This is a genomic window from Mesorhizobium sp. P160927, from assembly GCF_057766385.1.
Genome location: NZ_JBYMDW010000001.1, coordinates 2054886 through 2077483, shown reverse-complemented (window position 1 = coordinate 2077483; position 22598 = coordinate 2054886). Strand labels below are relative to the sequence as shown.

At 60.5% G+C, this 22598-nt stretch carries 14 protein-coding genes and 18 pseudogenes; 7 read left to right on the top strand and 25 right to left on the bottom strand.

The window, feature by feature from the left end; genetic code table 11:
- Positions 1–269: 269 nt before the first annotated feature.
- The 3 genes and pseudogenes from AC3CB8_RS10140 to AC3CB8_RS10130 all read right to left on the bottom strand — a co-directional run.
- Positions 270–1277: an IS110 family RNA-guided transposase gene (locus AC3CB8_RS10140; protein ID WP_488377296.1), complete on the bottom strand. Its 1008-nt coding sequence runs from the start codon at positions 1275–1277 to the stop codon at positions 270–272.
- A 44-nt stretch (positions 1278–1321) separates the two neighbouring features.
- Positions 1322–2128: pseudogene (locus AC3CB8_RS10135) on the bottom strand (IS5 family transposase).
- A 140-nt stretch (positions 2129–2268) separates the two neighbouring features.
- Positions 2269–2721: pseudogene (locus AC3CB8_RS10130) on the bottom strand (IS66 family transposase); the annotation flags it as partial.
- 38 nt (positions 2722–2759) lie between these two features.
- Here AC3CB8_RS10130 and AC3CB8_RS10125 point away from each other — a divergent pair.
- Positions 2760–3023 (top strand): annotated as a pseudogene (locus tag AC3CB8_RS10125) (helix-turn-helix domain-containing protein); the annotation flags it as partial.
- Between the two features lie 77 nt (positions 3024–3100).
- A pseudogene (locus tag AC3CB8_RS10120) lies at positions 3101–3550 on the top strand (IS630 family transposase); the annotation flags it as partial.
- 246 nt (positions 3551–3796) lie between these two features.
- Here the strand turns inward: AC3CB8_RS10120 and AC3CB8_RS10115 are convergent.
- The 4 genes and pseudogenes from AC3CB8_RS10115 to tnpA form a co-directional block, all read right to left on the bottom strand.
- The gene (locus AC3CB8_RS10115) at positions 3797–4807 is read right to left on the bottom strand and encodes an IS110 family RNA-guided transposase (protein WP_488377290.1); all 1011 of its coding nucleotides are present in this window, start codon (positions 4805–4807) and stop codon (positions 3797–3799) included.
- 251 nt (positions 4808–5058) lie between these two features.
- Positions 5059–6224 (bottom strand): annotated as a pseudogene (tnpC, locus tag AC3CB8_RS10110) (IS66 family transposase); the annotation flags it as partial.
- Between the two features lie 54 nt (positions 6225–6278).
- A pseudogene (gene tnpB, locus AC3CB8_RS10105) lies at positions 6279–6596 on the bottom strand (IS66 family insertion sequence element accessory protein TnpB); the annotation flags it as partial.
- Positions 6597–6612: 16 nt separating this feature from the next.
- Positions 6613–7088, bottom strand: a pseudogene (gene tnpA, locus AC3CB8_RS10100) (IS66-like element accessory protein TnpA).
- A 159-nt stretch (positions 7089–7247) separates the two neighbouring features.
- Between tnpA and AC3CB8_RS10095 the strand changes: the two are divergent.
- Both AC3CB8_RS10095 and AC3CB8_RS10090 read left to right on the top strand, forming a co-directional pair.
- A complete protein-coding gene (locus tag AC3CB8_RS10095; protein WP_352726998.1) occupies positions 7248–7514 on the top strand; it encodes a helix-turn-helix domain-containing protein in 267 nt (88 codons plus the stop codon).
- A pseudogene (locus tag AC3CB8_RS10090) lies at positions 7430–7893 on the top strand (transposase); the annotation flags it as partial. The gene AC3CB8_RS10095 and the pseudogene AC3CB8_RS10090, both read left to right, overlap by 85 nt.
- A gap of 358 nt (positions 7894–8251) precedes the next feature.
- Here AC3CB8_RS10090 and AC3CB8_RS10085 read toward each other — a convergent pair.
- From AC3CB8_RS10085 to AC3CB8_RS10055, 7 genes and pseudogenes are all read right to left on the bottom strand, one after another.
- Positions 8252–10705, bottom strand: coding sequence for a CaiB/BaiF CoA-transferase family protein (locus AC3CB8_RS10085; protein WP_352726996.1), 2454 nt, complete (start codon positions 10703–10705; stop codon positions 8252–8254).
- An 82-nt stretch (positions 10706–10787) separates the two neighbouring features.
- Positions 10788–11372, bottom strand: a complete 585-nt coding sequence (locus AC3CB8_RS10080; RefSeq protein ID WP_435053108.1) for a hypothetical protein — start codon at positions 11370–11372, stop codon at positions 10788–10790.
- Positions 11373–11403: 31 nt separating this feature from the next.
- Positions 11404–12690 carry an aminotransferase class I/II-fold pyridoxal phosphate-dependent enzyme gene (locus AC3CB8_RS10075; protein WP_352726994.1) on the bottom strand — a complete coding sequence of 429 codons (1287 nt, stop codon included), beginning with the start codon at positions 12688–12690 and terminating at the stop codon, positions 11404–11406.
- Positions 12691–13276: 586 nt separating this feature from the next.
- Positions 13277–13672, bottom strand: a complete 396-nt coding sequence (locus AC3CB8_RS10070) for a PIN domain-containing protein (RefSeq protein WP_352726992.1) — start codon at positions 13670–13672, stop codon at positions 13277–13279.
- Positions 13669–13971, bottom strand: coding sequence for a hypothetical protein (locus AC3CB8_RS10065; protein ID WP_352726991.1), 303 nt, complete (start codon positions 13969–13971; stop codon positions 13669–13671). Before AC3CB8_RS10065 ends, AC3CB8_RS10070 begins: the two co-directional genes overlap by 4 nt.
- Before the next feature lie 19 nt (positions 13972–13990).
- Positions 13991–14398, bottom strand: a pseudogene (locus AC3CB8_RS10060) (IS21 family transposase); the annotation flags it as partial.
- A 26-nt stretch (positions 14399–14424) separates the two neighbouring features.
- Positions 14425–14801 (bottom strand): annotated as a pseudogene (locus AC3CB8_RS10055) (IS110 family transposase); the annotation flags it as partial.
- A 305-nt stretch (positions 14802–15106) separates the two neighbouring features.
- Between AC3CB8_RS10055 and AC3CB8_RS10050 the strand changes: the two are divergent.
- Positions 15107–15513: pseudogene (locus AC3CB8_RS10050) on the top strand (transposase); the annotation flags it as partial.
- A 292-nt stretch (positions 15514–15805) separates the two neighbouring features.
- Here AC3CB8_RS10050 and AC3CB8_RS10045 read toward each other — a convergent pair.
- The 5 genes and pseudogenes from AC3CB8_RS10045 to AC3CB8_RS10025 form a co-directional block, all read right to left on the bottom strand.
- Positions 15806–16037 (bottom strand): annotated as a pseudogene (locus AC3CB8_RS10045) (IS110 family transposase); the annotation flags it as partial.
- The gene (locus AC3CB8_RS10040; RefSeq protein WP_352726989.1) at positions 16028–16297 is read right to left on the bottom strand and encodes a TniB family NTP-binding protein; all 270 of its coding nucleotides are present in this window, start codon (positions 16295–16297) and stop codon (positions 16028–16030) included. The gene AC3CB8_RS10040 and the pseudogene AC3CB8_RS10045, both read right to left, overlap by 10 nt.
- An 88-nt stretch (positions 16298–16385) precedes the next feature.
- Positions 16386–16661, bottom strand: a complete 276-nt coding sequence (locus AC3CB8_RS10035; protein ID WP_352726987.1) for a hypothetical protein — start codon at positions 16659–16661, stop codon at positions 16386–16388.
- A 29-nt stretch (positions 16662–16690) separates the two neighbouring features.
- The gene (locus AC3CB8_RS10030; protein ID WP_352726985.1) at positions 16691–17395 is read right to left on the bottom strand and encodes a Mu transposase C-terminal domain-containing protein; all 705 of its coding nucleotides are present in this window, start codon (positions 17393–17395) and stop codon (positions 16691–16693) included.
- Positions 17335–17673 (bottom strand): DNA-binding domain-containing protein, encoded by a 339-nt coding sequence (locus AC3CB8_RS10025; RefSeq protein ID WP_352726983.1) that lies wholly within the window; start codon positions 17671–17673, stop codon positions 17335–17337. Before AC3CB8_RS10025 ends, AC3CB8_RS10030 begins: the two co-directional genes overlap by 61 nt.
- A 527-nt stretch (positions 17674–18200) precedes the next feature.
- On the opposite strand from AC3CB8_RS10025, the pseudogene AC3CB8_RS10020 reads away from it, so the two are divergent.
- A pseudogene (locus tag AC3CB8_RS10020) lies at positions 18201–18829 on the top strand (IS6 family transposase); the annotation flags it as partial.
- 51 nt (positions 18830–18880) lie between these two features.
- Positions 18881–19179: pseudogene (locus AC3CB8_RS10015) on the top strand (TniB family NTP-binding protein); the annotation flags it as partial.
- Between the two features lie 430 nt (positions 19180–19609).
- Here AC3CB8_RS10015 and AC3CB8_RS10010 read toward each other — a convergent pair.
- The 6 genes and pseudogenes from AC3CB8_RS10010 to AC3CB8_RS09985 all read right to left on the bottom strand — a co-directional run.
- Positions 19610–19840 (bottom strand): annotated as a pseudogene (locus tag AC3CB8_RS10010) (DUF1403 family protein); the annotation flags it as partial.
- A gap of 337 nt (positions 19841–20177) precedes the next feature.
- Positions 20178–20468, bottom strand: coding sequence for an exopolysaccharide production repressor protein (locus AC3CB8_RS10005; RefSeq protein WP_352727004.1), 291 nt, complete (start codon positions 20466–20468; stop codon positions 20178–20180).
- A gap of 60 nt (positions 20469–20528) precedes the next feature.
- Positions 20529–20846, bottom strand: coding sequence for a ferredoxin III, nif-specific (gene fdxB / locus AC3CB8_RS10000; RefSeq protein ID WP_352726981.1), 318 nt, complete (start codon positions 20844–20846; stop codon positions 20529–20531).
- Positions 20843–21046, bottom strand: a pseudogene (locus AC3CB8_RS09995) (CCE_0567 family metalloprotein). Before AC3CB8_RS09995 ends, fdxB begins: the two are co-directional and overlap by 4 nt.
- A gap of 25 nt (positions 21047–21071) precedes the next feature.
- Positions 21072–21535 (bottom strand): annotated as a pseudogene (locus AC3CB8_RS09990) (DUF269 domain-containing protein).
- Between the two features lie 288 nt (positions 21536–21823).
- A pseudogene (locus tag AC3CB8_RS09985) lies at positions 21824–22087 on the bottom strand (TlpA disulfide reductase family protein); the annotation flags it as partial.
- Positions 22088–22598: the final 511 nt, after the last annotated feature.

Genomic DNA, 22598 nt, shown 5'->3' with positions numbered 1-22598 from the left:
CACTATGCAGATTGAACTTCGTAGATCTGTAATTTGCAGAGCTTGGCGGTGTATCCCTTGAGGGTTTCAAGGATCTGTCCGCACTGGCCGAGCCGGAGCTGGTCGTGCTGTATCGGGTCTCACAAGGCCGGACGTTGCATTGACTCGCAGCGGGCTCTCAGGCCCATCTGACTACCTTCGCATATCGTCCGTCCCTGCGTTCCCTCGCGGGACACCGCCCTCGGATCAGCGCTGGCGCTTCACCGCTGGAAAACTGTTTCTACCTCATCTCAAGCCTCGAACAAAGTGCCGTCGCGCAGCATGGCATGCATGATGACAGCGAGACGCCGCGCGAGTGCCACTCGGGCTTTCTTCAGACCGCGGCGCTTCGAGATTTTCAGCGCCCAAGTCTTGAGCGCGAAGCTCCCCCGGCTCCGAGTCAGGATTGAGTTGGCTGCTTCGTAGAGAAGCTTGCGGACCATGCTGTCACCTTGCTTGGTGATCCGGCCTGTCCAGTCGAGTTCACCGGATTGATGACGCCTGGGCACCAGCCCAAAGTAGGCACCCGCGTTTCGCGATTGTCGGAACCGGCCGGCCTCGTCGATGGCGGCGGAGAAGGCGGCTGAAGTCTGGATGCCAACACCAGGTATACTCATGAGGATCTGGCAGGCCTGCGACTGAGCGGCGAGCATACGCAGCTTGAGATCCAGTTCCTTGATCTGCTCGACCAGTTGCACGCGCACCGTCAGCAACGAAGTAATCGCTTCGCCAAGACCAGGGATGTGGGATGCTTCCATGATGCGTTCGATGAAGGCCTCTCCCTGCCCGACGCCCGGCCTATAGCCGAAGGTGGCGCACAACTCACGGATCATGTTGTCGAGCCGGACACGGGCCTCCACCAGATGACCGCGAGCGGTGATCATGCTGCGTACACCGTGCGCGGCCGGCGATTTGACATGAACCTCCTTGTAGAAGCCCGTTCTTGCCAGTTGCGCGAGCCCTGCAGCATCATGGGGATCGGTTTTGTTCGCCTTCATCGCCTTGAGGCTCTGGTGCGCCTGGCGGGCATCGATACACACCACGTTGACGCCCAGCTCCCGCAGGCCAAGGCAGATCGCGGGTGACATACGTCCGGTTTCGATCACCGCCCGCTCGATCGGGCCGTGTCGGCGTAATGCGTCGGCGATCGCATCCGGCGTGCTCTCAGCCTTCTCGGAACTCAGCTTGCGTCCATTTTCATCAATAATGCAGACCTGCGTGCTTTCCATCGACAGGTCCAGTCCGGCATAATGCTTCATGGCTGTTTCCTTCCTTCAGGATTCGACAACCAGAAGTGTGCGCCTCACCCGAGGCCTGAGGGAAGCAGCCACAAATTACACGATGACTCATAAGCGCGGAGCCAGATGCGCACTGAGGCGAGCTCGATGGCAGCGAGGAAATTGAGCGGATCGCGGTCATATCGAGTTGCGATACCTCTGAAGTGCTTAAGTTTGTTGAAGTATCGCTCGACGAGATTGCGCTGCCTGTAGACCCATGCGCTGAAAGGAAAACTTCCGGTCCGGTTCTTCTTCGGGGGGATGTTCGCCCACGCTTTTCGCTCCGCCGCGAGCGTCCGGATAACATCGCTGTCGTAGGCGCGGTCGGCAAGCAGGATTGCATCGGGTTGCAGGGCGTCGAGCATGGCGGCGGCGGGCTTGCCGTCATGTGCCTGTCCAGCCGTCAGGACAAGGTCGATCGGCCGGCCTTCGGCATCGGCGAGCGCGTGGATCTTGGTCGTGAGGCCGCCGCGGGAACGTCCCATGCAGCCATCGTCAGCGCCCCCTTTTTTGCCGTGGCAGCGTGCTGGTGAACGCGGTCACAGGAGCTGTCGATCATGATGATCTCGCCGTCAAAGGCCTTGGAAACCGCCGCCAGATGCCGATCCCAGCCCCCGGCTTGGCGCCATCGCACGAACCGGTTGTAGCAGGTGGTGTAGGGTGTAGGGGCCATAGCGTTCCGGCACATCGGCCCAGGGTGAGCCGGTGCGGAAACGCCACAGGATGCCGTTGAGCACCTTGCGGTCGTCAACGCGTGCCACACCGCGGACCTTGTTGGGGAGATGAGGCGCGATGATGCCCCATTCAAAATCGCTCAATTCATACCTACGCATCAAAGCCTCCAAAAGAAGCCTTGAGTTAGCACGATACCCAGTTTATGAGTTTGCGACTAGCCTTCTGACGGTAAGCGCTCATTTCCCCGCACGTGGACGGCCCTTGCAACAGCTGATCGCTTTCAGACGGACGCGTCGGGTCAGGCTGCGGCGGCTTTGAGGAAGTTGAAGGGCAGGAGATCGTCGATAACCACTTTCTCGGGGCGCTGAGGCAGTTCAGTGAGGACGTGGCGCAACCACGCTAACGGCTCGACGCCACAGGCGCGGCAGGTCAACGTCAGGCTGTAGATGACGGCGCTGGCCTTGGCTCCGTCGACAGTATCGCTGAAAAACCAACTCTTCCTGCCAGTTGCAAAAATCCTGATGTCACGCTCGAGAAGATTGTTGTCGATCGGCATGCTGCCGTCCTCGGTGTAACGCGTCAGATATCCCCATTGCTTCAGGGTGTAGGAGACGGCGTCGCCGAGCTTGCTGTCCGGCAAGACTTTTGGGGCGATGTCGTCGAGCCATGCCTTGAGAGCATGGAGGATGGGGACACTAGAGCATAACCTGACCTGATGGAATCGCGAGGGATTCCCATCGGGGAGAATATCTGATTCATCATGTCGGCTGGGTATGGAGGCCAGCAGGCATGGTTAGAGCCATATCGGAGGATTTGCGTTCGCGAGTGATCGCAGCGGTTGAGAGTGGCCTGTCGCGGCGGGCTGCGGCGGATCGTTTCGGTGTTGCCGCGGCAAGCGCGGTCCGCTGGGTCCGCGAATGGCGAGAGAGCGGCGCGACGCGGGCAAAGCCCCAAGGCGGAGACAAGCGCTCCCAGCGGATCGAAGCCTACCGGGATACGATCCTAGCGGTGATCGAAGGTCAGGACGACATCACACTGGTCGAGTTGGCTGAATTTCTCAGGGCGGAGCATGCGGTCGTGTTCGCGCCGAGCACGATCTGGCGCTTTCTCGACCGTCACTCGATGACCTTCAAAAAACAGCGCACGCCAGCGAGCAGGATCGGCCCGACGTGCTCGCGCGGCGACGCGCCTGGTTCAAGGCCCAGCCTGATCTCGATCCCGAACGGTTGGTCTTTATCGACGAGACCGGCGCATCGACGAAGATGGCTCGCCTGCGTGGACGGGCAAAGCGGGGCATGCGGTGCCGATCTCCGATCCCGCACGGGCACTGGAAAACGACTACTTTTACAGGCGCATTGCGCCTGACGGGCATGACTGCGCCGATGGTCCTCGACGGACCGATGACGGGTGAATGGTTCGCCGCTTATGCCGAGCATGTATTGGCGCCTACGCTTCGAGTTGGTGACATCGTCATCCTCGACAACCTGCCCGCTCACAAAGTCGCCGCCGCCCGCCAAGCGATCGAAGCGGCCGGCGCGCGAATGCTCTTCCTACCGCCTTACAGCCCCGACTTTAACCCGTGTATGGATGGCTCCTGCGGGTCAAGGGTATCGGATCGGGTTTGGTGAACAGGTCGGTTGCGGCCATGTATACGGCGTCTGAATGTGCAACGGGATCGCTGCGCGCCCTGATGAATATCCGCTTGGAGAACAGGTCCCACTCAATCGAGCGCGCTCGAGGCGCTTCGGATTAATCGGGGTGTCCTGGTTCTTCGTCTCCGTTTGTTCGCCATCACCTCACTTTGCCCTGACCATTCCGAGAGCCTGTCAGGCTGACTGCGGCTCGTAACGCGATCCGTCCCTCAGGACGGCGAATATTGTTCGTGCCATGCGATGCGCCAAAGCGACGGCGACGATCTTCGTCTTCTTTCGCATCAGCATGCCCGATAGCCAGTCCGAGCTCGGCTCGCGCTTGAGTCTGCATCTGAGCATGATCTGCGCCATGGCGCCCAGATACAGCAAGCGTCGGATATAACGATTGCCCATCTTCGAGATCCGGCCCACCCTCTGCTTGCCTCCGGTGGAGTGCGGCTTGGGAGTGAGGCCGAGCCAGGCGGCATAGTCCCTTGCGCTGCCGAAATTGTCGACATCCGGCGTCGTCGCCGCGATGATCGTCGCCGACAGCATCCCCACACCTGGGATTGTGGCTAGACGCTGGCTTGTCTCGCTTTGCGCGTAGGTCTCTTCGAGCTCGTCGGTCAGCCGCTCGATCCGCTTGTCCGTCTCGGCCAACTGATCGAAGAGCAAACTCACAGGCATTCGAGCTACTTCCGGCAGTTGATCCAGTTGATCCTTCAGTCGATTGACGTTCTGCGCGCCCTTCGCCGCGATGACGCCGAACTCCGTCATGTGGGCCCGGATCGCGTTGCCGATCTGCGTGCGCTGGCGAACCAGAAAGTCTCGCGTGCGGTGAAGAACCAGAACCGACGAGCAGGCTTCGCTCTTGATGGCGACAAACCGCATGGAGGGGCGTGTCACGGCTTCACAGATGGCGGCCGCATCCGCAGCATCCGTCTTCCCGCGCTTCACGTAAGGCTTCACATAGGAGGGCGGCATCAGCCGGACGTCGTGCCCCATCTTCAGAAGCCTGCGCCCCCAATCGTGAGAACCTGCGCAAGCCTCCATGCCGATCAGGCATCGTGGACGCTTCTGGAAAAACACCAGCAACTGGCTGCGGCGAAGCTGACGGCGTACGAGAACCCGACCGTTCCCATCGACACCATGGATCTGGAAGACACTCTTTGCGAGGTCGATGCCAACTGTGGCAAGTTCTGACATGGATGGCTCCTTTGCTCGGGACGACAACATCCCAACTATGGCGCAATGCGACGCCGGGAGCAGGAGCCATCCACACCATCAATCGAGAATGCCTTCTCCAAGCTGAAGTCGATCCTCAGGAAAGCCGCCGCACGCAACATCCCCGAGCTTTGGGACGCAATCCGCGACCCCTTGCCACGCTTCACCGCCGAGGAGTGCTCAAACTACTTCTGCGCCGCAGGATACGAGCCTGAGTGATCAGATTCTGCTCTATGTTGCTGGCGGAAGCGGCGAATGCAGTCATCTCGCGTTTCGCCGTCATCGGGGATTTCGTTCCGCGCCTGACTTTCAATCCGATAGAGCTGTTCGAAGAAGCGGAGTGCCTGTTCCGGCGGGCCGCCGCCTTTCTTCCTCGCCTTTAGGGCATCGACGAAGCGCCGCCTCGAATGGGCCATGCAGCCAAGATGCGTTGCCCCTTCCAGCGTGCGCCAAGCGGAATAGCCATCACTCATGACTATGCCGCGGTAATCGCCCAAGAAGGTCTGCGGGTGTATCTGGCCGCGACCCGGTTGATAATCGAGCAGCACGATAGGCTCGTCACTGTCCTGGCCGCTCCGGTATGCCCACATGTACGAGGTGCTGGCGGCCTCTCGATCCTTTTCCTTCAGGACCTGAACAGTCGTCTCGTCGCCATGGATGAGGGGCTGCGATCTGAGCCGCAGCTTCAGGGCGTCATAGATGCGGGAGAGATGCTTTTCGCTCGAGCCGATCACCCAGTGGCCCAGAGCGCCACGGCTGACAGGAACACCCGCGCGCTCGAAGGCCTGCGCCAGGCGGTAGAGCGGTGTGCCGTCGACGTATTTGTGAACGAGCGCGAAGGCCAGCGTCGAGGCCGTAGCGATGCTGCCCGGCAAGGGTTGCGCGGGCATCGGCGCGGTCACGACCGGCGTGTTGATGCCGGTACGCTCACAATGGCGGCAAGCATATTTGAACCGCACATTCTGCAGGACCTTCGCCTTCACCTCGATATGAAGCTGCTCGGTAATGGTCTCGCCCATGCGATGCATCTGGTGACGGCAGCAAGGACAGACCTTCTGATCGTCGGGAAGGTCATACTCGACACGCTCGCGCGGCAGGTTTTCCGGCAAGGCCTTGCGGCCGCGCTTCTTTCCCGTCTCCCCTTCGGCCGCCGGCAAGCCCGTGTCCGGCAGGACAACGCCGCCGCCATCTTTGTTGTCGGCGGCGTCCTCATCCGCGGCCTGTTCGGCTTCATTGAAGAGGCGGTCAATATGCTTTTCGCTCTTCGGCGCAAAACGATGCAGTCGTGCAAGCGCCAGCTCTTCCTCGAGTTTGACGACGCGTTCGGCGAGTTGACCGCCTGCAGCGCAGCAATACGCGCCATCAACTCTTCAACAGTCGGTTCGCCGGGTCGATTCATCAGATTCTTGAATCGAAAGCATGCCGCGGCGTCAACCGCTCAATTCGAGAGCCCTCAGCCGGCAACCTGATATTGCCGCGCCGGATGGCGGACCATCGCATCGATATCGATGCCGTCGAGGATCCAGTGCAATTGCTCGGTCGTAAGCGTGACCACCGCTGCCTCCCGGCGCGGCCACCTGAACCTGTCCTCGGTCAGCCGCTTCAGGACCAGCACAAAGCCCGACCGATCGAAGAACAGGAGCTTCATCCGGTCGCGACGGCGATTGCAGAACGCAAAAACCGCCGGAGCAAACGGATCGAGCGCCATCGTCTCTTGGACCAGAACCGCAAGGCTGTTGATGCCGGCCCGGAAGTCGATCGGCTCGCGGTGCAGGTAGACTTTCAGGTCAGCGCCCAGTCTGAACATGACCCAGTGCCTCCGATGGTCGCCGTGCAATGCATCCACATCACCGCATTCCAGCGTCAACTTCACGCCGTTCGGCAGCGACGCGCTCACCTTGGCTGGAGAGGAAAAAGGCGCTGTCCTTTTCGATGCCGACCTACGCACCCCATCGCAAGTCCCCGGCGAATCCACCGCAGCCATGCTGCTCTGTCGCAGCAAGGCCCGATCGGAAGTGCTTTCAATCTGAACCGGGATGAACGCAGGTGGCGGGGACGGCGGGAGGGACTGGGTCTCCGCGCGCTTCTTTATCCACTTCTGAAGAAGGTTCGCATTGACCCCATGTTCGAGCGCGAGCCTCGATACCGACACGCCAGGCTCAAGGCAGGCCGAGACAAGACGCTCCTTCGATGCGCGGTCGTATCGGCGTCGCCCGTCCCGACCGACAAGCCTCACCAGCAGTTTCTGCTCATCTTCTTCCATCACCTGGTGTCCACGTATTTCGGTGGACACCTGCATGCATCAGAGCACTCAAGAGCAAAAGGTGCGGGGAAATTCGCGCTTACTTCTGACGCGAAGAGAGGGAGTGTTTAGAGAGTTGGCCTCCTGATAGGAAGCTTTGATCTCAGAGGACCAACCCTTATGAGGATGCAGATTCCGACGATTGCCGGACGCCATTCCGATCACAAAAGCCGAACGCAACTGCTTCGACTGAGCGCGGACGGCATAAGCGTTCGCGACATTGCCACTATGCTCGGGATTGCCCTCAGCACGGTTCAGGACAACACAGAGCGAGCGACTGCCGCCGGCCTTTCCCACGTCATCTCACGGCGATCCAGGCAAGGATCCTGCTGCTGGATCGTGAGATCGCCATCAGGGCCAAGACTGACTCGGTCGCCAAGCGCCTGATGACAATACCGTGATCAGCCCGGTCGTCGCCACCGCCTTGCAGGCTCTGGCGCCCGCAGCTTCGACTTTCCGGCGAGGACGTGACTTCGCCACGTGGCTGGGGCTTACACCCAGGCAGCACTCCAGCGGGGGCAAGGAACGGCTGGGCCGGACAACCAAGATGGGCGAGCGCAGTCTGCGAAAGCTGCTGATCCTCGGAGCGATCTCGGTCACAAAGTCGCCGCACGCGACGGACGGAAGACAAGCCTGTGGCTGGCCAGCATGCTGGCTCGAAAGCCGCGCATGCTGGTGACGGTCGCGTTGGCGAACAAGATCGCGAGGATTCTAGGCGCTGATGGCGCACGGAGGGACCTCCAGAACTCCGGCTACGGCGGTATAAAGCTCATCGCGGTCGCGAGGCGGTCAGGGAGGCAGGAAAGTCAGACGAGAGGCATGGCGCAAGGGTCAGAAGACGGCATCGGAAAAGCCAGTAATTATCCCAAGCGCCTTTGAGCGCGCGTGCAAGCGTATTGGACCGGATCCGCGATCTCCATACAGACCAGCGGCCCTATGACCGGCCGCATCAAACCCGAAGGGGCGTTGCGGGATATTGGTGCAGCCGTCCCAAGCGACTACCGTATGTGAGCTTGACCAGTCTCGAATAGTTGAACCGCGTCACACAATCAGGCCCAGCTCTCAATCCCGCCGCCCAAGTGAGGCACGATGCCGCCCTAACATCCCTCTTGACCTCCTTTTGTTCAGGGCTGTAGCGTCGATTTATCTGACGACACCTTTTCTGCTTGTGACAGCTCTCCTTCGGAGAGCATCGCCACACCGATGATGCCCTCCCTGACTAATTGTGCGATCTCAGCATCGGAAAGGCCGAGAATCCCTGATAGGATGTCTCTGTTATGCTGTCCGAGTGTCGGCGCTGCTGTGCGAATTGCATAGGGGCCTGCACCTTCGCGGATAGGCATCGAGGGCTGCGGATGTAAGCCCACGAAAGCACGTTCAACGTCTTGCAGAAACGCGCGAGAGGCGAGATGCCGATCCGTAAGTAGGTCCTTTGGCGTCCGAGCTACGCCGGCAGCGACTCTTGCTGCTTGCAACTCGGACATGGCCTCATCCGCGTCGCGGCTCTGCGTCCAGACTGTGATGCCTTCCTCGATAACATCCTCAATGGCCCGGCGAGCTTCTGCAGATTTTAGCAACGCGTCTGCAGCCCAATCTGGCCGACCAATAAGAACGGCAAGCCTCTGCCACATATCCTCGTCAGTTGCGGCTACCATGATCCAGTTGTCCTCACCTGCACTCCGGAAGCAGCCATGAGGGACAAACTCCGGATGTCGATTTCCAAACTTTGGTGGCGGCAAACCACCCATCGAGCCAACGGTGATCCATGGTGCCGCAAACGGCATCATGCATTCGATCTGCGCAAGATCAATGAACTGTCCCTGCCCTGTGTTGCGGGCGTGAATCAGTGCAATCAAAACTGCCACGCAGCCGTTCAACCCACCGACGGCATCTCCGAAGGCGACGTGACTCATGACAGGTGGTCCGCCGGGATCTCCGACCACACTTGGTAACCCTGAGGCTTGCTCGAGAGTCGAGCCATAGGCCCGGCAATTGCGATGAACGCTGTCGGCGCCAAAGGCTGACATCGACATCATGACGAGGCGTCGGTTCAGCGTCCTGAGCACGTCGTACCCAAGCCCGAGCTTCGGCAGCACGTCGACCGAATAATTGCTGACGACAATATCGGCTCCCACTACAAGCCGTTTTGCGAGAATGAGGCCTTGCGGCCGCGTCAGGTCGAGTGTGATACCGCGCTTGTTGCGATTCATGATGCAGTAGCACATCGCCTTTTCGTATAAATGGTCGTCGACGTAAGCAGGGCTTCGATCAACGCCGCGGAACCAGTCCGGATATTGGATGGCCTCGATCTTGATGACGTCCGCGCCGAGGTCACCCAAGGTGCGCGTACACAACGGGCCCGCCCAGCCCATCGAGAAGTCGATCACGCGAACCTCGTGCAACGGCTGCCAGCCGGCATCGATGCAGCCGGACGACGTCAATGCGGTTGGATGTGTTCCCTGATTCGCGAAAGCCTGATGCTCGCCGGGAGCTGGAACCTTCCCGCCCCGGCGCGGCGGCGTCGATATCAACCGCTGCATCGAGCCAGCGGTCAAGCCCTCTTCGTCTCCAAGCAATACGGGCACGATCGCGCCGCGCGCTTTTTTCTCGGTATCGAGGAGCAGATCGGATATTTCCGGTACGGGCACGATTGGGATCTTCCGTTTCAATCCCTCCTCGAACCAATCTTGCGCTGTTCGCTCCCTCAACTTTGGGATGAACTGTCGTTCGATATGTTCCATGTGCTGCAAACGATCTTCGGCGAGGACCAGAGCCGGATCATCGCGCAATTCGGATAGGCGGAGCATGTCGCAGAATGCGTGCCATTGTGCCGGGGTCCACGTCGTGACGCCAAGCCAACCCTTCTTGGTTTCGTAAATGCCGGCCGGAAAGCCCGGCCAGAAGCGGTTAGTACCAATGCGGTGCATCACGTCGCCGCGCGCAAACGCCTCGAACATAAGATACTCGCTGACAGCGAGGCTCGATTCGAAAATACTCAGAGACCACGACCGCCCTCCCCCACCCTGCATTCGCGCAACCGCCGAAGAAGCCACTGCAATGAAGCCCCACAGGCCAGCAAGGATACCCGTTTGGAAATCCGGTGCGTGCAACGGCGGGCCCTGAACCGGTCCGGCCAGCTTGACGAAGCCGGCGAGCGCGCGGACGGTCGAATCAGTTGCTACGAATCCCCCGTAGGGACCCTCGCGGCCGAACCAACTCGCTTCGAGGTAGGTCAACCCGGGGCGCCGCTGCCGGATTGCAGCTATATCAACGGACGGGCAGTCCGCGGAACCGACATCGCGGCCATCGACCAGAATGTCGCAATTCTCGATTAATGCCGTCAGCCGTGCGGCCGCATCCGGGTCGTTGGAATCGATGACGTTGCTAGACTTGTTGAAGTTCAGGAATGCGAACCACGCGCTCTGTCCACTGGGCGTGACTGGCGCGGTGCGGCGAAGAGGATCGCCTGTTGGCGGCTCAATTTTCTGAACGTCGGCGCCGAAGTCGGCAAACAGCCGCGCGCAATAACTGGTTGCGGCCGAGCTACCGATTTCGACCACCCGCAGATGCGACAACACCCCCGGGGGCTCCTTTCCAGGCCATGCTCCGGAACCATCGGCTACGCGATGCGAATCTGCGCCTCCACGGGTGTGGCGCTGCTCACCAGACATTGATACACCGGCATTTTAGACTGGTGCGTGCTGGCGGCATTGGGACCAAGCGCAGATCCGCTTTGATCCGCCGTCGCGTCTCCCCAGGATCGATTGCGATGTCGATCTCGAATACCGAGGCAACTGATACGACCGTCTCGTTGGCACAGAATTCCGCGACTTTCTTGCGGCGACAGTCTTCGCGCTCGGAATCTGCGATCGCCTCCATGTCCTTCCGGAAGTCAAGCCGTCCGCAACCCTCCAATTCCATGCCGCCGAATTCGGCGGTCAGCGACCAGACCGGAACGCCTCGCGAGTTGCATTCAAGTCGGCTCGAGCAGGTCATGTCAAGCCGATCGGTGTCGGCCGGCCGACCTCCGCCGCCTTCCGCATACAACATCAGCGGTATTCGCGACTGCTCTGCCGGCGCCAGCATGCGATTTCTTTTCTTAGGATTTATGTGCCCTTGGGTGCTGACGCGCACGGAGTGGTCGTAAACCAGCAGCATGCCGAGGTCAGCTTCCGGGTTGAAATGAGTTGCGTTGACGATCGCAACGCCTCGCAACGAGGCCGTCGTGGCATCTGGCAGTCCCATGAAACTCCTCCGTTGAATCGTCATGATCACCTCAGGGGAGACTCGGTCGCGTATGGGGCTCGGCGGTTGTGTCGGCTACCTTTTCCAAAATGCGATCGCGCAACCGTTCTATGTCTCGGACCTCATGATCGGCAGTAACGCACACCCGGATCCCCGCCTTTCCTTGCGGAACTGTCGGGAAAAACGTCACCGAGGTATAGAAGCCGGCATCGAGAAGCTCTCTTGCGATTGCGATCGCCCTGGACTCCGATCCGATAGCGATCATTCTGATCGGAAGCGAACTGCCTTGCTGGGCGGTTGCGACATGACGGTCGAAGAGGTCAATGCGTTGCGCCAACAGCCTTTGCCGCTGGCCGAGTTCTGCCGAGCGATGAATCTTGCACGAGCCAAGCGCCGCGCCAACTGCCGCCAGATTGGCGGCCGCCGAGAACGCATGGGGGACGGAGTAACGTCGAAACAGAATCTCCTGGTCAGCCGTTCCGAGCATCAACATTCCGCCCGATGCGCCGAATCCCTTGCCCAGCGAGGCTGCTATGATCGTGCGGTCACCAAGCTCTTGCGGAAACTGAGAGCGCGCAAATCCTTGGCCTTGGCGTCCGAACAGCGATATGCCGTGAGCATCGTCGACATAGAGAAAGAGCCCATAGCGTTCCTGGAGTTGGCGCAGTTCCTTGAGCGGCGCATGGCCCCCCATGGAGTAAACGCCATCGCATATATAGGCGACCACCGGCTCCTGGCGGCACAAGCGTTCGAGAGCGTCGATGTCGTTGTGCGCAATCGTTTCCACCCGCGTTTCATCAGCCAAGACCGGCTTGTGATGGGCGAGCGAGATGTGCGCAACGCGATCGAACACGACGACCGGCTTCCTTCCGCCCGTTAATTGGCCCGAAGCAAGGAGGGGCAGCGCGCCCAGATTGGCGAGCATGACACTGGAAAAGGTGAGCACACGCGCGGAGAACATTTCCGAAAGGGTTGCTTCAAGCTCTGCGAGAAGATCGAAATTGAGTCGTGTTCGTGCGCACGACCAATGCAATGACCGGTGCGCCTCAATTGCCTCGATCGCGCCAGCGATGATCACCGGATGATTGTCGAGACCCAGATAAGAGCATCGCACGAAATCAATTGCCTGCGGTCGATTGTTAAGCGGACCGGTACCCAAAGCAAAGGCGCGTCCGGTCGTGGAACGCCCAGAGACGGCCATAAGACCAGCTGCGTGGGCCGCATCGAAATACGCCATGCTCTTGTTGACCACGTAGCTGGTGTTCCGAAAGAGTCCGGTTGGGCGAATACCATGTGAGAGAGCGGCCCGCTGCTTCATCTCATTCTCCATTCTGATCTGCCCAAAATACGCTCGCGACCGCTCAGATGAAGAGCGCGGCTTGGCGACATCGGTCCGAACCGAAAGTGCCGTACGGATCTTGCCACAGATCGATCGGCACCCAGGTTCATGCCAACTAAACCACTGGCCACGTCGCTTGGACACCTACCAACCCAGATAGGGCCCGAGCGCTTAAGGCATGTGTGTGATTGCTGCGCCGTCGGCAGCGACGATGTCGCAGTCTGCATTCGCGGTGAGCGGCGTGTTTTGTGGCTGTAGCGACGTGGCGCCCAACTCGCGGCCATTCTCAAGGTATCGCAACGCGCACGTCAGGTTTGCCCATGACTGCATTGACCGCTGCCGTCATGTCCTTCTCAGCCTTCGCTTGGGTCAGGCTGCCGCGATTGACGCGTTGATTGACAGTGCGCTCGTCTGGTCGGTCGTCGAACGGATGTGTGCCGATGATGTCACGCCGTTAATCGCTTCCCGTCTAGCCGAACCACCAGCCATAGGCGAACACCGAGACGTTCGAACTCGGTGCCGCTGAAATCCTCAAAGTGAATCGGCCGGACCGTTCGAGCTATCGTCACCTGCCAGGTTCTTGGCTTCCGGAGCTATGGAGCGGGTTGATGATCTGAACGTCCTCGAAGTCCTTTTCATCATCGGTCACGACGACATACTCGTTGGATTCGGCTACAGCGGCAATGATTGTGTCTAGCGCGCTCCGCGAACGGCCTTTGGCTTTGCCGTTGGCCATCAGCCGCGCCCACACGAGGCCAGCTTTCTTGTCGAACGATAGAACGCGGCCAGCGAACAGGGCCTGTGGTCCCTCAGGTCCGGCGAACCAAGCGTCAAGCGCGTCACGCTTTCGAATGAAGAGGTCTTCGTCCTTCTGCGCGCCCATCCAGTCCAGCAGCGAGCCCGACGGTTCCGGCTTTATGACGTTGCTGATGATATTGGTTTCAAGGAGGTAGCGCGTCACAGGTCGATCTTGCGCCCTTCTTCGCGCGGCCGGCTGAGGTCGAGATTGGCGCCAACCAGAGGCGAGCGACGCAACGCGGCGAGAATGCCGCCCGCTTTCGGGGGTTCACCGGTCATTGCCTGCTGTATGGTGCGGCGAAGCCGCCTAGCTTCCGGTCCCGTCTCAGTCAATTTCCTGGCAAGGGTTCGGAGTAGATCGCGGTCGGTGTCGAACGCCTGGATCTCGAACCGCGCGATGCCGCGCTCAGTCAGGCGAGACCGGTAATTCTCGATGGCTCTCTTCTGCGCACTGCTGCTCATCGCGTGCCTCCGTGCTTTGATCTCGCAGCTGCCCGAACGGGGCGCGACCAACCAGCGGGCGGAGCGCCTTGGCTTCGTCGGCAAAACGCTCCGCCGGCGCCACGCCGGTCGTGCCGTGTTCACGTGGGTCGGCAACCTCGCGCGTCCACCGATCCAGATGCGCCTCGAACGCCGCCCAACTCTCGAACCGGCGACCGGCGATCGCGTTCTTCTTGACATAGCCGACTCCGCGTTCGTCCTTGCCCTTCGTTCTGGCCCGGTAAGGCGCACAGGCCCGCGGTGTGAAGCCCCAATATCGGGCAAAGGTGTGCAGTCGTGCGTTGAACCTCACGTCGCGCGTCACCGCGTCATGGTATTCGACCAGCGCCTTCGCATTGTCGATCAGAACTTCCGCCGGCACGCCCCCAAACCGCAGGAAAGCGCCTTCCTTACGCCATGTTCAGCCAGGTGAGCGTCGCGCGTCCGGAAGAGCATAGAGCAGGCTTGCTGGTTCTCTGTCTTGGGAACCACGAACCGGATCGACGGGCGGCCGCCTCGACAATGGCCTCGGCGTCAGCCGCATCATTTTTCTGTCGTTTGACGAAGGGCTTCACGTAAGCGGGTGGGAGCAGGCGAACTTCATGACCGAGCTTGCCAATCTCACGCGCCCAATAGTGCGCTGTCGCGCATGCTTCCATCGCAACAATGCACTTCGACAGCTCGGTAAAAAAGGCGAGGACCTGCCCGCGTGACAGTTTCCGACGCAAAACTACCGCGCCGTCGCTTCCAGCGGCATGCACCTGAAACACCCGCTTTGCCAGATCCAAGCCAACAATGCTAATTTTCCTCATGGATGCTCTCTCCTCTAGTGACGTTCTAGCGAACATCACTCTGGCACATTGCGATGCCGTCGGGAGGGGGCATCCACTCCATCAGTTCTTGGTGTCGTTAGGGGGTCAATTGTGCATGTCGCCCGACAGGGTTGTGTTGCAAATTTTTGGTAACTGGCCGCGTGGGAGGAACCCTGCATCAACTTTCGCGAGGTTCGAGATGTCAAAGGCCATCAGTTCGACCAGTCCGTCATCTTGTTATGCGTGCGCTGGTATCTGGCCTCACATGGGCGTTGCTGGCCGAGGCGCAAGACACGGCAACACCCACCTCGGCGGCGATGTTGCTAGACGTGAAGGGCATCGGACCGGAGTTTGCTGCCATGCTTTGGTCGGAAGGGTTGTTCCGCCATTTCGACAACCGACGACAAGTGGCGGCCTACGCTGGCCTTGCGCCGACGCCTTGGCAAAGCGGATCGATCGATCGTGAGCAAGGCGTGTCGAAATCCGGCAATCCGCGGCTGCGAACGACGATGGTTCAACTCGCCTGGCTATGGCTGCGTCATCAACCGCAATCGGCGCTTGCTCTCTCTGGTTCCGTGGACGCGTCGAGCAAAACGGCGGGCGGATGCGTAAGACAATGATTGTGGCGCTCGCCCGCAAGCTGCTAGTCGCACTCTGGAAGTATGTGACCGCCGGCATCGTGATCGAAGGCGTCGTGATGAAGGCTGTTTGACCCTAATCCCGTAATCCGCCAGGACCCGATCAGTCCTGGCCGATCCAGGTGGATGAACCGGTACCTGGCATGGCCTGAATGCCGTTTTGTAGAATGGTCTCATCCTCCTGAGCCCTTGCCCGCCGCAAGCGGGATATTGGTGCAGCCGTACTGAACGGCGACCGCATGTGAGGTTGATCGTGCTCGGAGACGGCCGGTCATGCAATCGGGCTCAGACCTTGGATGCCGAAACAGTCCTGGAGTTCTGCTCATGCGTTGCTGAATTTAACCCTTGACCCCAAGAAGCCGCGGCTCGCTCCGTCTCCACGGTCTTGACTTGCTCGAGAATCAGTTCCAGCCGATCGAGTTCGCCGGCATATCTGCGCTTTGAGATGCGCTGGCAGCGCTCGGCCATCGCCGGTCCGCAGTTCCTCAAGCCGTGCCCGCCGATCGCGGCGCAGCGGTTCGTATCCGAAGATGCCCTGTGCAAACAACAATCCCTTGATACGGTTGACGTGGCTCACCCGTTCGCCGGTTAGCACCTTGTGCCCCGATCGAAACAGGCCGGATGGTCACGCAGGAACTTGCGGATGATCTTGGTCTTGCCCATGCCGGTGTCGCCATAAAGCAGCAGGCAGGGCATGCGGTCGCGCACAGGACAGGACAGCAGGTCCTCCAGCCTCGCCAGTGCCGCGCGCGCCTGGGCGGTTTTCAGCCAGCGGTCCGCTCGGATCCAGGCGATCCTGTCGGCATCGCCATGCGGGCGATAGGCGGGCAGCAGATGCTGGTAGTCGCTCAAGACCATTCTTCCACGACCAACGAGGGTAGATCGGTATCCCATTCTTCGTCGTGGTCGATCTCCGGGGCGGAAAAGCTCCTGTTTTCGGTCGCCATCAGCGATCGGTCGCGGCGCTCGCATGCCGGCGCGCGCTCCTGGTCCTATGTCCGGCTGCGTCGACGAGCTGCCGCTGCTTTTCGACCCTGTCGAAAATCAGCTGCTCGTCCACCGCCTTGACGCCGCGCTCCTTCAGCGCCGTGCGGGCAAGACGATGCTCGCCGAGCGTAATGCGCGGCCGCCTGAGATCGGCAAACCGGACCGGCCAGTTCGTGCCATCGGGGCCTTCCACAAACACGCACGACAGGTCGCGCGGGTCATATCCGACGCGCATCCGGCGAGGATGCCGGCCTGCCCAGGGACTTAACAATCGTCCCAATAGCGAAGTCCGAACAGATGCACGCCGTCGCGCCTGATGCTGCGCTCCTCGAAGGGCAGAAAATCCTGGAGAAATCGTTCGCGGTGATGGGGCAGCCGCAAGGGATGGCGACGTGCCGCAAAGGCGTCGTCCCACGCGCTAGCGGGCGGCAGATGCAGGCTGCTGTGGATTTCCGCATGATAGCGGCCGACAATCTGCAGCGCGAGCCACCCTTCCAGTTCGTCGAGCGTCATGGCGGCATGGTTTTGCGGATCGTAGGAGCCGCGCGCGGCGATGTTGCTGGACGTCGTGCCCGGAAGCAGATGGACCGCATCCATCATCGTCCCGATCAGCCGCTCGTTGTGCCCCCCATAATGCGGCCTTGCGACGGGCCGATATTCAAGGGCGATGCCGTGCTCCGCGGTTCCTCGGGTCAGCGCCTTTCCATGGAATTCCCTGCCGTTGTCAACGTGGATCACATCAGGCAACCCGTAAACCGGCCACGCCGCCTTGATATCGCGCGCCTCAAGCCAGAGTTCCTTCGGCATCACCATGTGCTGGACGCAAAGCGCTACAGATGCCGACGACGGACTTTCCAGAGTAAGGTAGAACCCCGCCACCATGCGGCTTGCGATGTCGATGGCCAGCGTCAGCCAAGGCCGCTGAAGGGGCCGGCGATGCACGGCATCAACGATAAACAGATCGACCAATGTGTGGTCGATCTGGACGATGTGAAGCGCGCATGATCGGCGCGATATTCCTGCACCACAGGCTCAAACCGTTCACGCGCCGCCTTTGCCCCTTCCCGATCACGCATCAGGAGCCGCGGATCGGCAAGCTTCACACGGGCCCTTACCGCCTTCCAGGAAGGCGCCACCTCTCCACAAGCTCGGCACAACTCTCGAACGCGGTCATGCAGGGCGGTGATCGAAGGCCTCTCCCGCCTGCGGTAGGTGTCGCGCATCGCGGTCTCGATCAGCGCCTCCATCTCTTCCGACAGGCGCCGCCGCCCCTTTCGCTGGGCCGGGGTTGTGCCCAAGCAGCGAACTCGTGACAGGAGAGACCCGGTATTGAGCGAGAAGTTCATAAAGGCGTGCCCGCCTCACACCGAGTTGGCGGCACGCGAGGCCTATATCGGCGGGAGACAAGCGATCCTTCGATGCCAAAGGGCGGATGACAGCCTCGCGCGCCACAGCCCTGCGCCAGTCGGCATCATCGGCCGCAAGCTTGTCGGGGTTACGACCCATGACCGTCGCCCTCGCCTTCGTCCACCAAATCAGGGTAAGAATCCACCTAACCGGGACGAATCCACTGAATTAGGATGAGCGATGAATGTTCCAAAACAACGACATCCAGTCCACTCATCCAAGAAGAGTGACAATCGCGCAGAGATTGGTGCGGATGGCGGTCGGTGTTTCGGATCGGTCAGTTGAAATATGCATGGTCGTCTCCACAGGGTTGGTTCAGCAACCTCACTCTGTCAGAGAGCCGATCGCTTTCCACGCCCATGGAATCTACAATCAGAGCCTGCCCGACTTGAAAGAAATGATGGCCGGACGCGGCATCGGCGTCGATCACTCGACGATCCATCGCTGGGTCATTCATTTCGCGCCGGGGTTGCTGGAGCGCTTCAACCGCCGCAAGCGTGCCGGCACCGGCAAATGGCATGCCGACGAAACCTACATCAAGGGTCGCGGTGAGTGGATGTATCTCTACCGCGCCATCGACAGTGTCGGCGGCACGGGTCGGATTCTGGTTCAGCGAGCATCGCGACCTCCTGGCGGCTCAACGCTTCTTCAGGAAAGCGCTGGACCGGCTCGGTCGCATCGTCATCGGGAGCCAGACCAATCACGAAGCCATCACTTCCTGCGATGTGGCAAATCGATTGCAGGATCGTTCCCGGCGCTGCCTGAGACCGATCACGATCAGGAAAAGTCGATACTTGAACAACAGGATCGAGCAGGACCACCGGCGCATCAAACGCCGTGTGCGGCCGATGCTGGGCTTGAAGGAATCGCCGGCCACCGCCAGCATCATCCTGCCCGGGATCGAAATCCTTCCCATGATGCGCAAGCGACAGGCAAGGTACGCGTTCAATCCACATCCCTCCCCTGGCCGAGCAGTTCGCCATACTGGCGGCATGACAGCGCCGATCTCGACCACCTTCATGACGCAGAAAAAACTTTGCAACACAACCGTTTGCCGTCGAACACCTGAAAACGTCCGAGCGGCAGAGGGTTTGGGTGGTCCAGACGCGCGAGGGCGTCGGCCTTGCCCATTTCTATGGAGCATCCTGCAGGCATTGCGCGCGCCGACCGGCAGTAGCCGGGATGTCGGCCGCAAAGCCGAGCAGATCGACCATCTGCTCGACAGCTAGAAGCCAAGGATCTTGATCTTCGACGAATTCCACAATGCTCTTCGCGGCAGGGCCCGCGACGTCGAGGCCGTGCTTGCCTTCCTGAGACGACGATGGCGCGGAGCGCAGCGCGCGCCGTCGCGGCAAGCAGGCTTTGGCCCGATCGGCTTCCAATCCGGCACCCGCAGCCAGAGCGGCAGTCGCTGGTCGACGCGGCCGGCCCGTGCCCACAGCTAAGGCCGCCTCGCCACCCAGCAAAGGGACTGCATGGCTCCAGCCGAGCCGCTGCGCCAGCAAGGCGTCGGCGAACCAGGGTCCCATGGCGCGTGGCAGGCCGTGGCCCTCGACGGCCGCGTAGGCGACGGTCAGCATCCCGACCGCGCCTTCGGTCGTGGCGAGCCGCCGCAGCGCCTCCGCCAGATCGCTGACCGCCGCGCCGTGGCGGGCGAAAAAACCGAATTCCTCCAACACCGCAGCGAGACTTTTCTTCGTCAGAAGCGCCTCTGCGGGCCGGTGCCGCCAGCCGACGCCAGCCGAGGAGCAAAAGACCGGCCGGACCAACGGACAAAAAATCGCCGGGGCGGGCGAGGAACAAGGAATCGCGCAGCGCTGCTTCATCCTCGATGCGCCCCGCTTGCCGCGCCGTCATTGCGGCCGCCGCGAGCGCCAGGCGCTGCCGCCAGGCGCCGCCCCATTGCTCGTCCCGGCGCACCACCGCATCGATCGCGGCGCCGCATGCGATCGCAGCGTCCTCAACGGTTTGCCCCGTCTCGACTGCCTTGCGCAGCCAGCTCGGCACGGCGACAGTCGGAGCGGCCGGGGCGACGCGGGCAGCGTGACGTGACGGCGTAGGGACGATCTGGGGCGGAGAATCATCGCCCACAGGATGAATCGACGCGGCGCTTTTTGCAAGGCATGACGGCCAAAACCGCCGCGCTTGTCGCTATCTTTTTATGTCCGATAAGCTTGCCTTATCGCACGTGGAATACAACAGTCCGACCCCATAGCAGCAATCGCCATATCGCTCATGAAAAGCTCATCGGCGGCCGTGCCGGCCTGAGCCAGTACCCCCAGAAGTCCCGGCGCGGGGCGACCCAAAGACGGGGAGCACGTCAGCTCTGACTTTGTCACGGCACTCAAGGCAGCAGCAGCGATATGGCTCGCATTTGATCGCGTTGGAGCAAATCTGGGGATTCATTTGTAACCTCATCAAGGTTTGGCGGCTCGGATCCAACTTCCTTGCAACTGTCGAAACGCTCAGCTCTTTGACCAGCTCGGCTAACGCAGCCAGACCGCCGGATCAGAAAGAGCACGCTTGCGAAATACGCCAGCTGAAGGAGCAGCGAACAAGCCAGCGTCGTGACTACTACTGTGCCGATGGAATGAGAAGCGAAGTAGACGGTCAGAGCGGTGCTGCAAAGGACCATTCCCAGGACGCGACAGAAGATTCTAAAGGGCAATGCCGTTCTCCTGGATTGTCCACCAGATCACGCATCGACATTGTCGGCCGCAATATGGGTCTGGCAGTTCTTCGGGCAGACGCGGGCGCAGGCTCCGCAGCCAATGCAGCGGCCGGGATGGTTGACGACCATGATCATGCGATTGAGCTCGCCATCGAAATCGTCGTCCTCGCCGTCGCAGGGGCCGAGGATTTCACCCGCGTCATCGACGCCATAAAGATGCATAACCTCGCGCGAGCAAACTTTGAAACAGCGGCCGCAGCCGATGCAGGTCGCGCCGTCTATAGCGGTGAGATATTCCGGCACCCATCCGGAGCCGTCGCGGGTGGTGAATGTGCTCGTCATCGTAATTTCTTCATTGAAGCGAGCTCTCTCCTGGCGCCATCCAACTCGGCAAAAACGGCCGACGTTTCTTAGGCAACTTCCTCTATCTCCGTCCATTTTCCCGGGAGATCCTCTGCAAGGTCGCGCAATTTCATCTTGGCAAGTACCGCGCGCAGCTGAAGCTTTCGGACTTTCGTTCCCATCTCATCCAGCTTTGACATAGATCGTTCCTCGAAATCGGTGTCTTCACGCCCGCGCCACGTCGCGATAGGCTTCAATGGCTGCGGGCGCATCGTCGACCAGTTTCGTACCGACCTCCGGGAGTTTCCTGAACGTCTCGAAGCCGAACCGGTGGATGTCACGACAGAGAGACCAACCGCTCGCCGTGAAACAATCGTCCGAGGCCCCCATGGGTTTCATCTCCATCATTGGCGATGTCATCAGGCCGGAGCGCTCCTCGATCCTAAGCCCGACGGCCGTGTAGAACATATCGAGCCTCCACAGCACGTCCGGATCGGGGTATCCCATGCCACGGATCGCCTGGTCGCTTTTTTCTGGTGGGAAGTCGGCCAGCAGCGTGGCGTTCGATTTGCCTTCCCATAATCAGTAGGACTCCTGAGCACGGAGAACCGCACCAGGCATTTGACGAACGGGGTGGCAAGGGCCGCCTCGTCCTCGTTGACAGCCGGGCTGACCGCGGCATCAGACATTTCGCCTTCTCCTCATTTCAGTCCTCTTCCTCGAAGGAGGATATCTGTTTTCTGGGACGCCTACTTCGGGCACACTTGCTCAGCCGACGCCTAGCTCGGCGCCGCTGATTCCACGCAATTGATGTCCCTCGGGCCGGACTTGAACACGTCCTCGACTGCGAAGTCTTCCACGCGAATTCGCATCGAACATCGCTTCCGCCGCAATGCGGGAGGCCATGAAGATTCGAGCCTCGATCCTGCTGCAAACGACGACCAAGTGCTGCATGGACCTCCTTGCTGCGCTCACGCCAACCACGCGTCCAACTTGGTCCGGGCCTCGACGGCCGTTGGAGCGTCTTCATCAGCCGCGATCCCGACGATCTCAAGTCCGCTGTCCTTGTATTTCTCCTGTAGCTGCATCAGCTCCAGCATCTCGGCCGCAGATAGTTCGCACCAAGTTGCCCAAAATTCGACGATATAGACTTTGCCGGGCTGGAAGTCCGCAAGAGGCTCGCCACGCAGCCAGTCCTCCACTTTGATCGAAGGAGCCGGTGACCCCATCCGCAACATCATCTTGCCCTCCAAAGCCATTGCCAACGGTTGCGTGACCTTATGCGCAAGCTTGTTCCCCTTTGAGACGGGCACGAGGGTTCAACGAAGGGAGAGCATTGTTCGTCTTGCGCATCTGCGTGCAGTCAGCCTTCACTCAGTGTTGCTGAATCTCAATTCGCAAAGGCCGTGCCAACGCGCCAGCGCGCGGTAAAAGCTTGATAATCCTTTAAAAAACTTCTGTGGCGCCCAAGATCGCCGCTTGTATTGGACGCGACATATTTTCCGCCACTGTCAGGTCTTGGACACGCATCACCCGCTTCCCGTCGGCGCAGAAGCGTGGCCACCGACGTCTCGACACATAGGGACGAACAGATGCATGACCGCGTTGGCTACGGCCAGCCTCGTCATCATCGTCCGCCTCAAGCCTTGCTTGAGCTTCTTGTCGTTTCGGTCGCTCAAGTGGTAGCGCAACGCCATTGCGATTGCAGGCGCCGCTCCATCCGAGCATCGCCTCTGCCCTACCTCTTCCGCT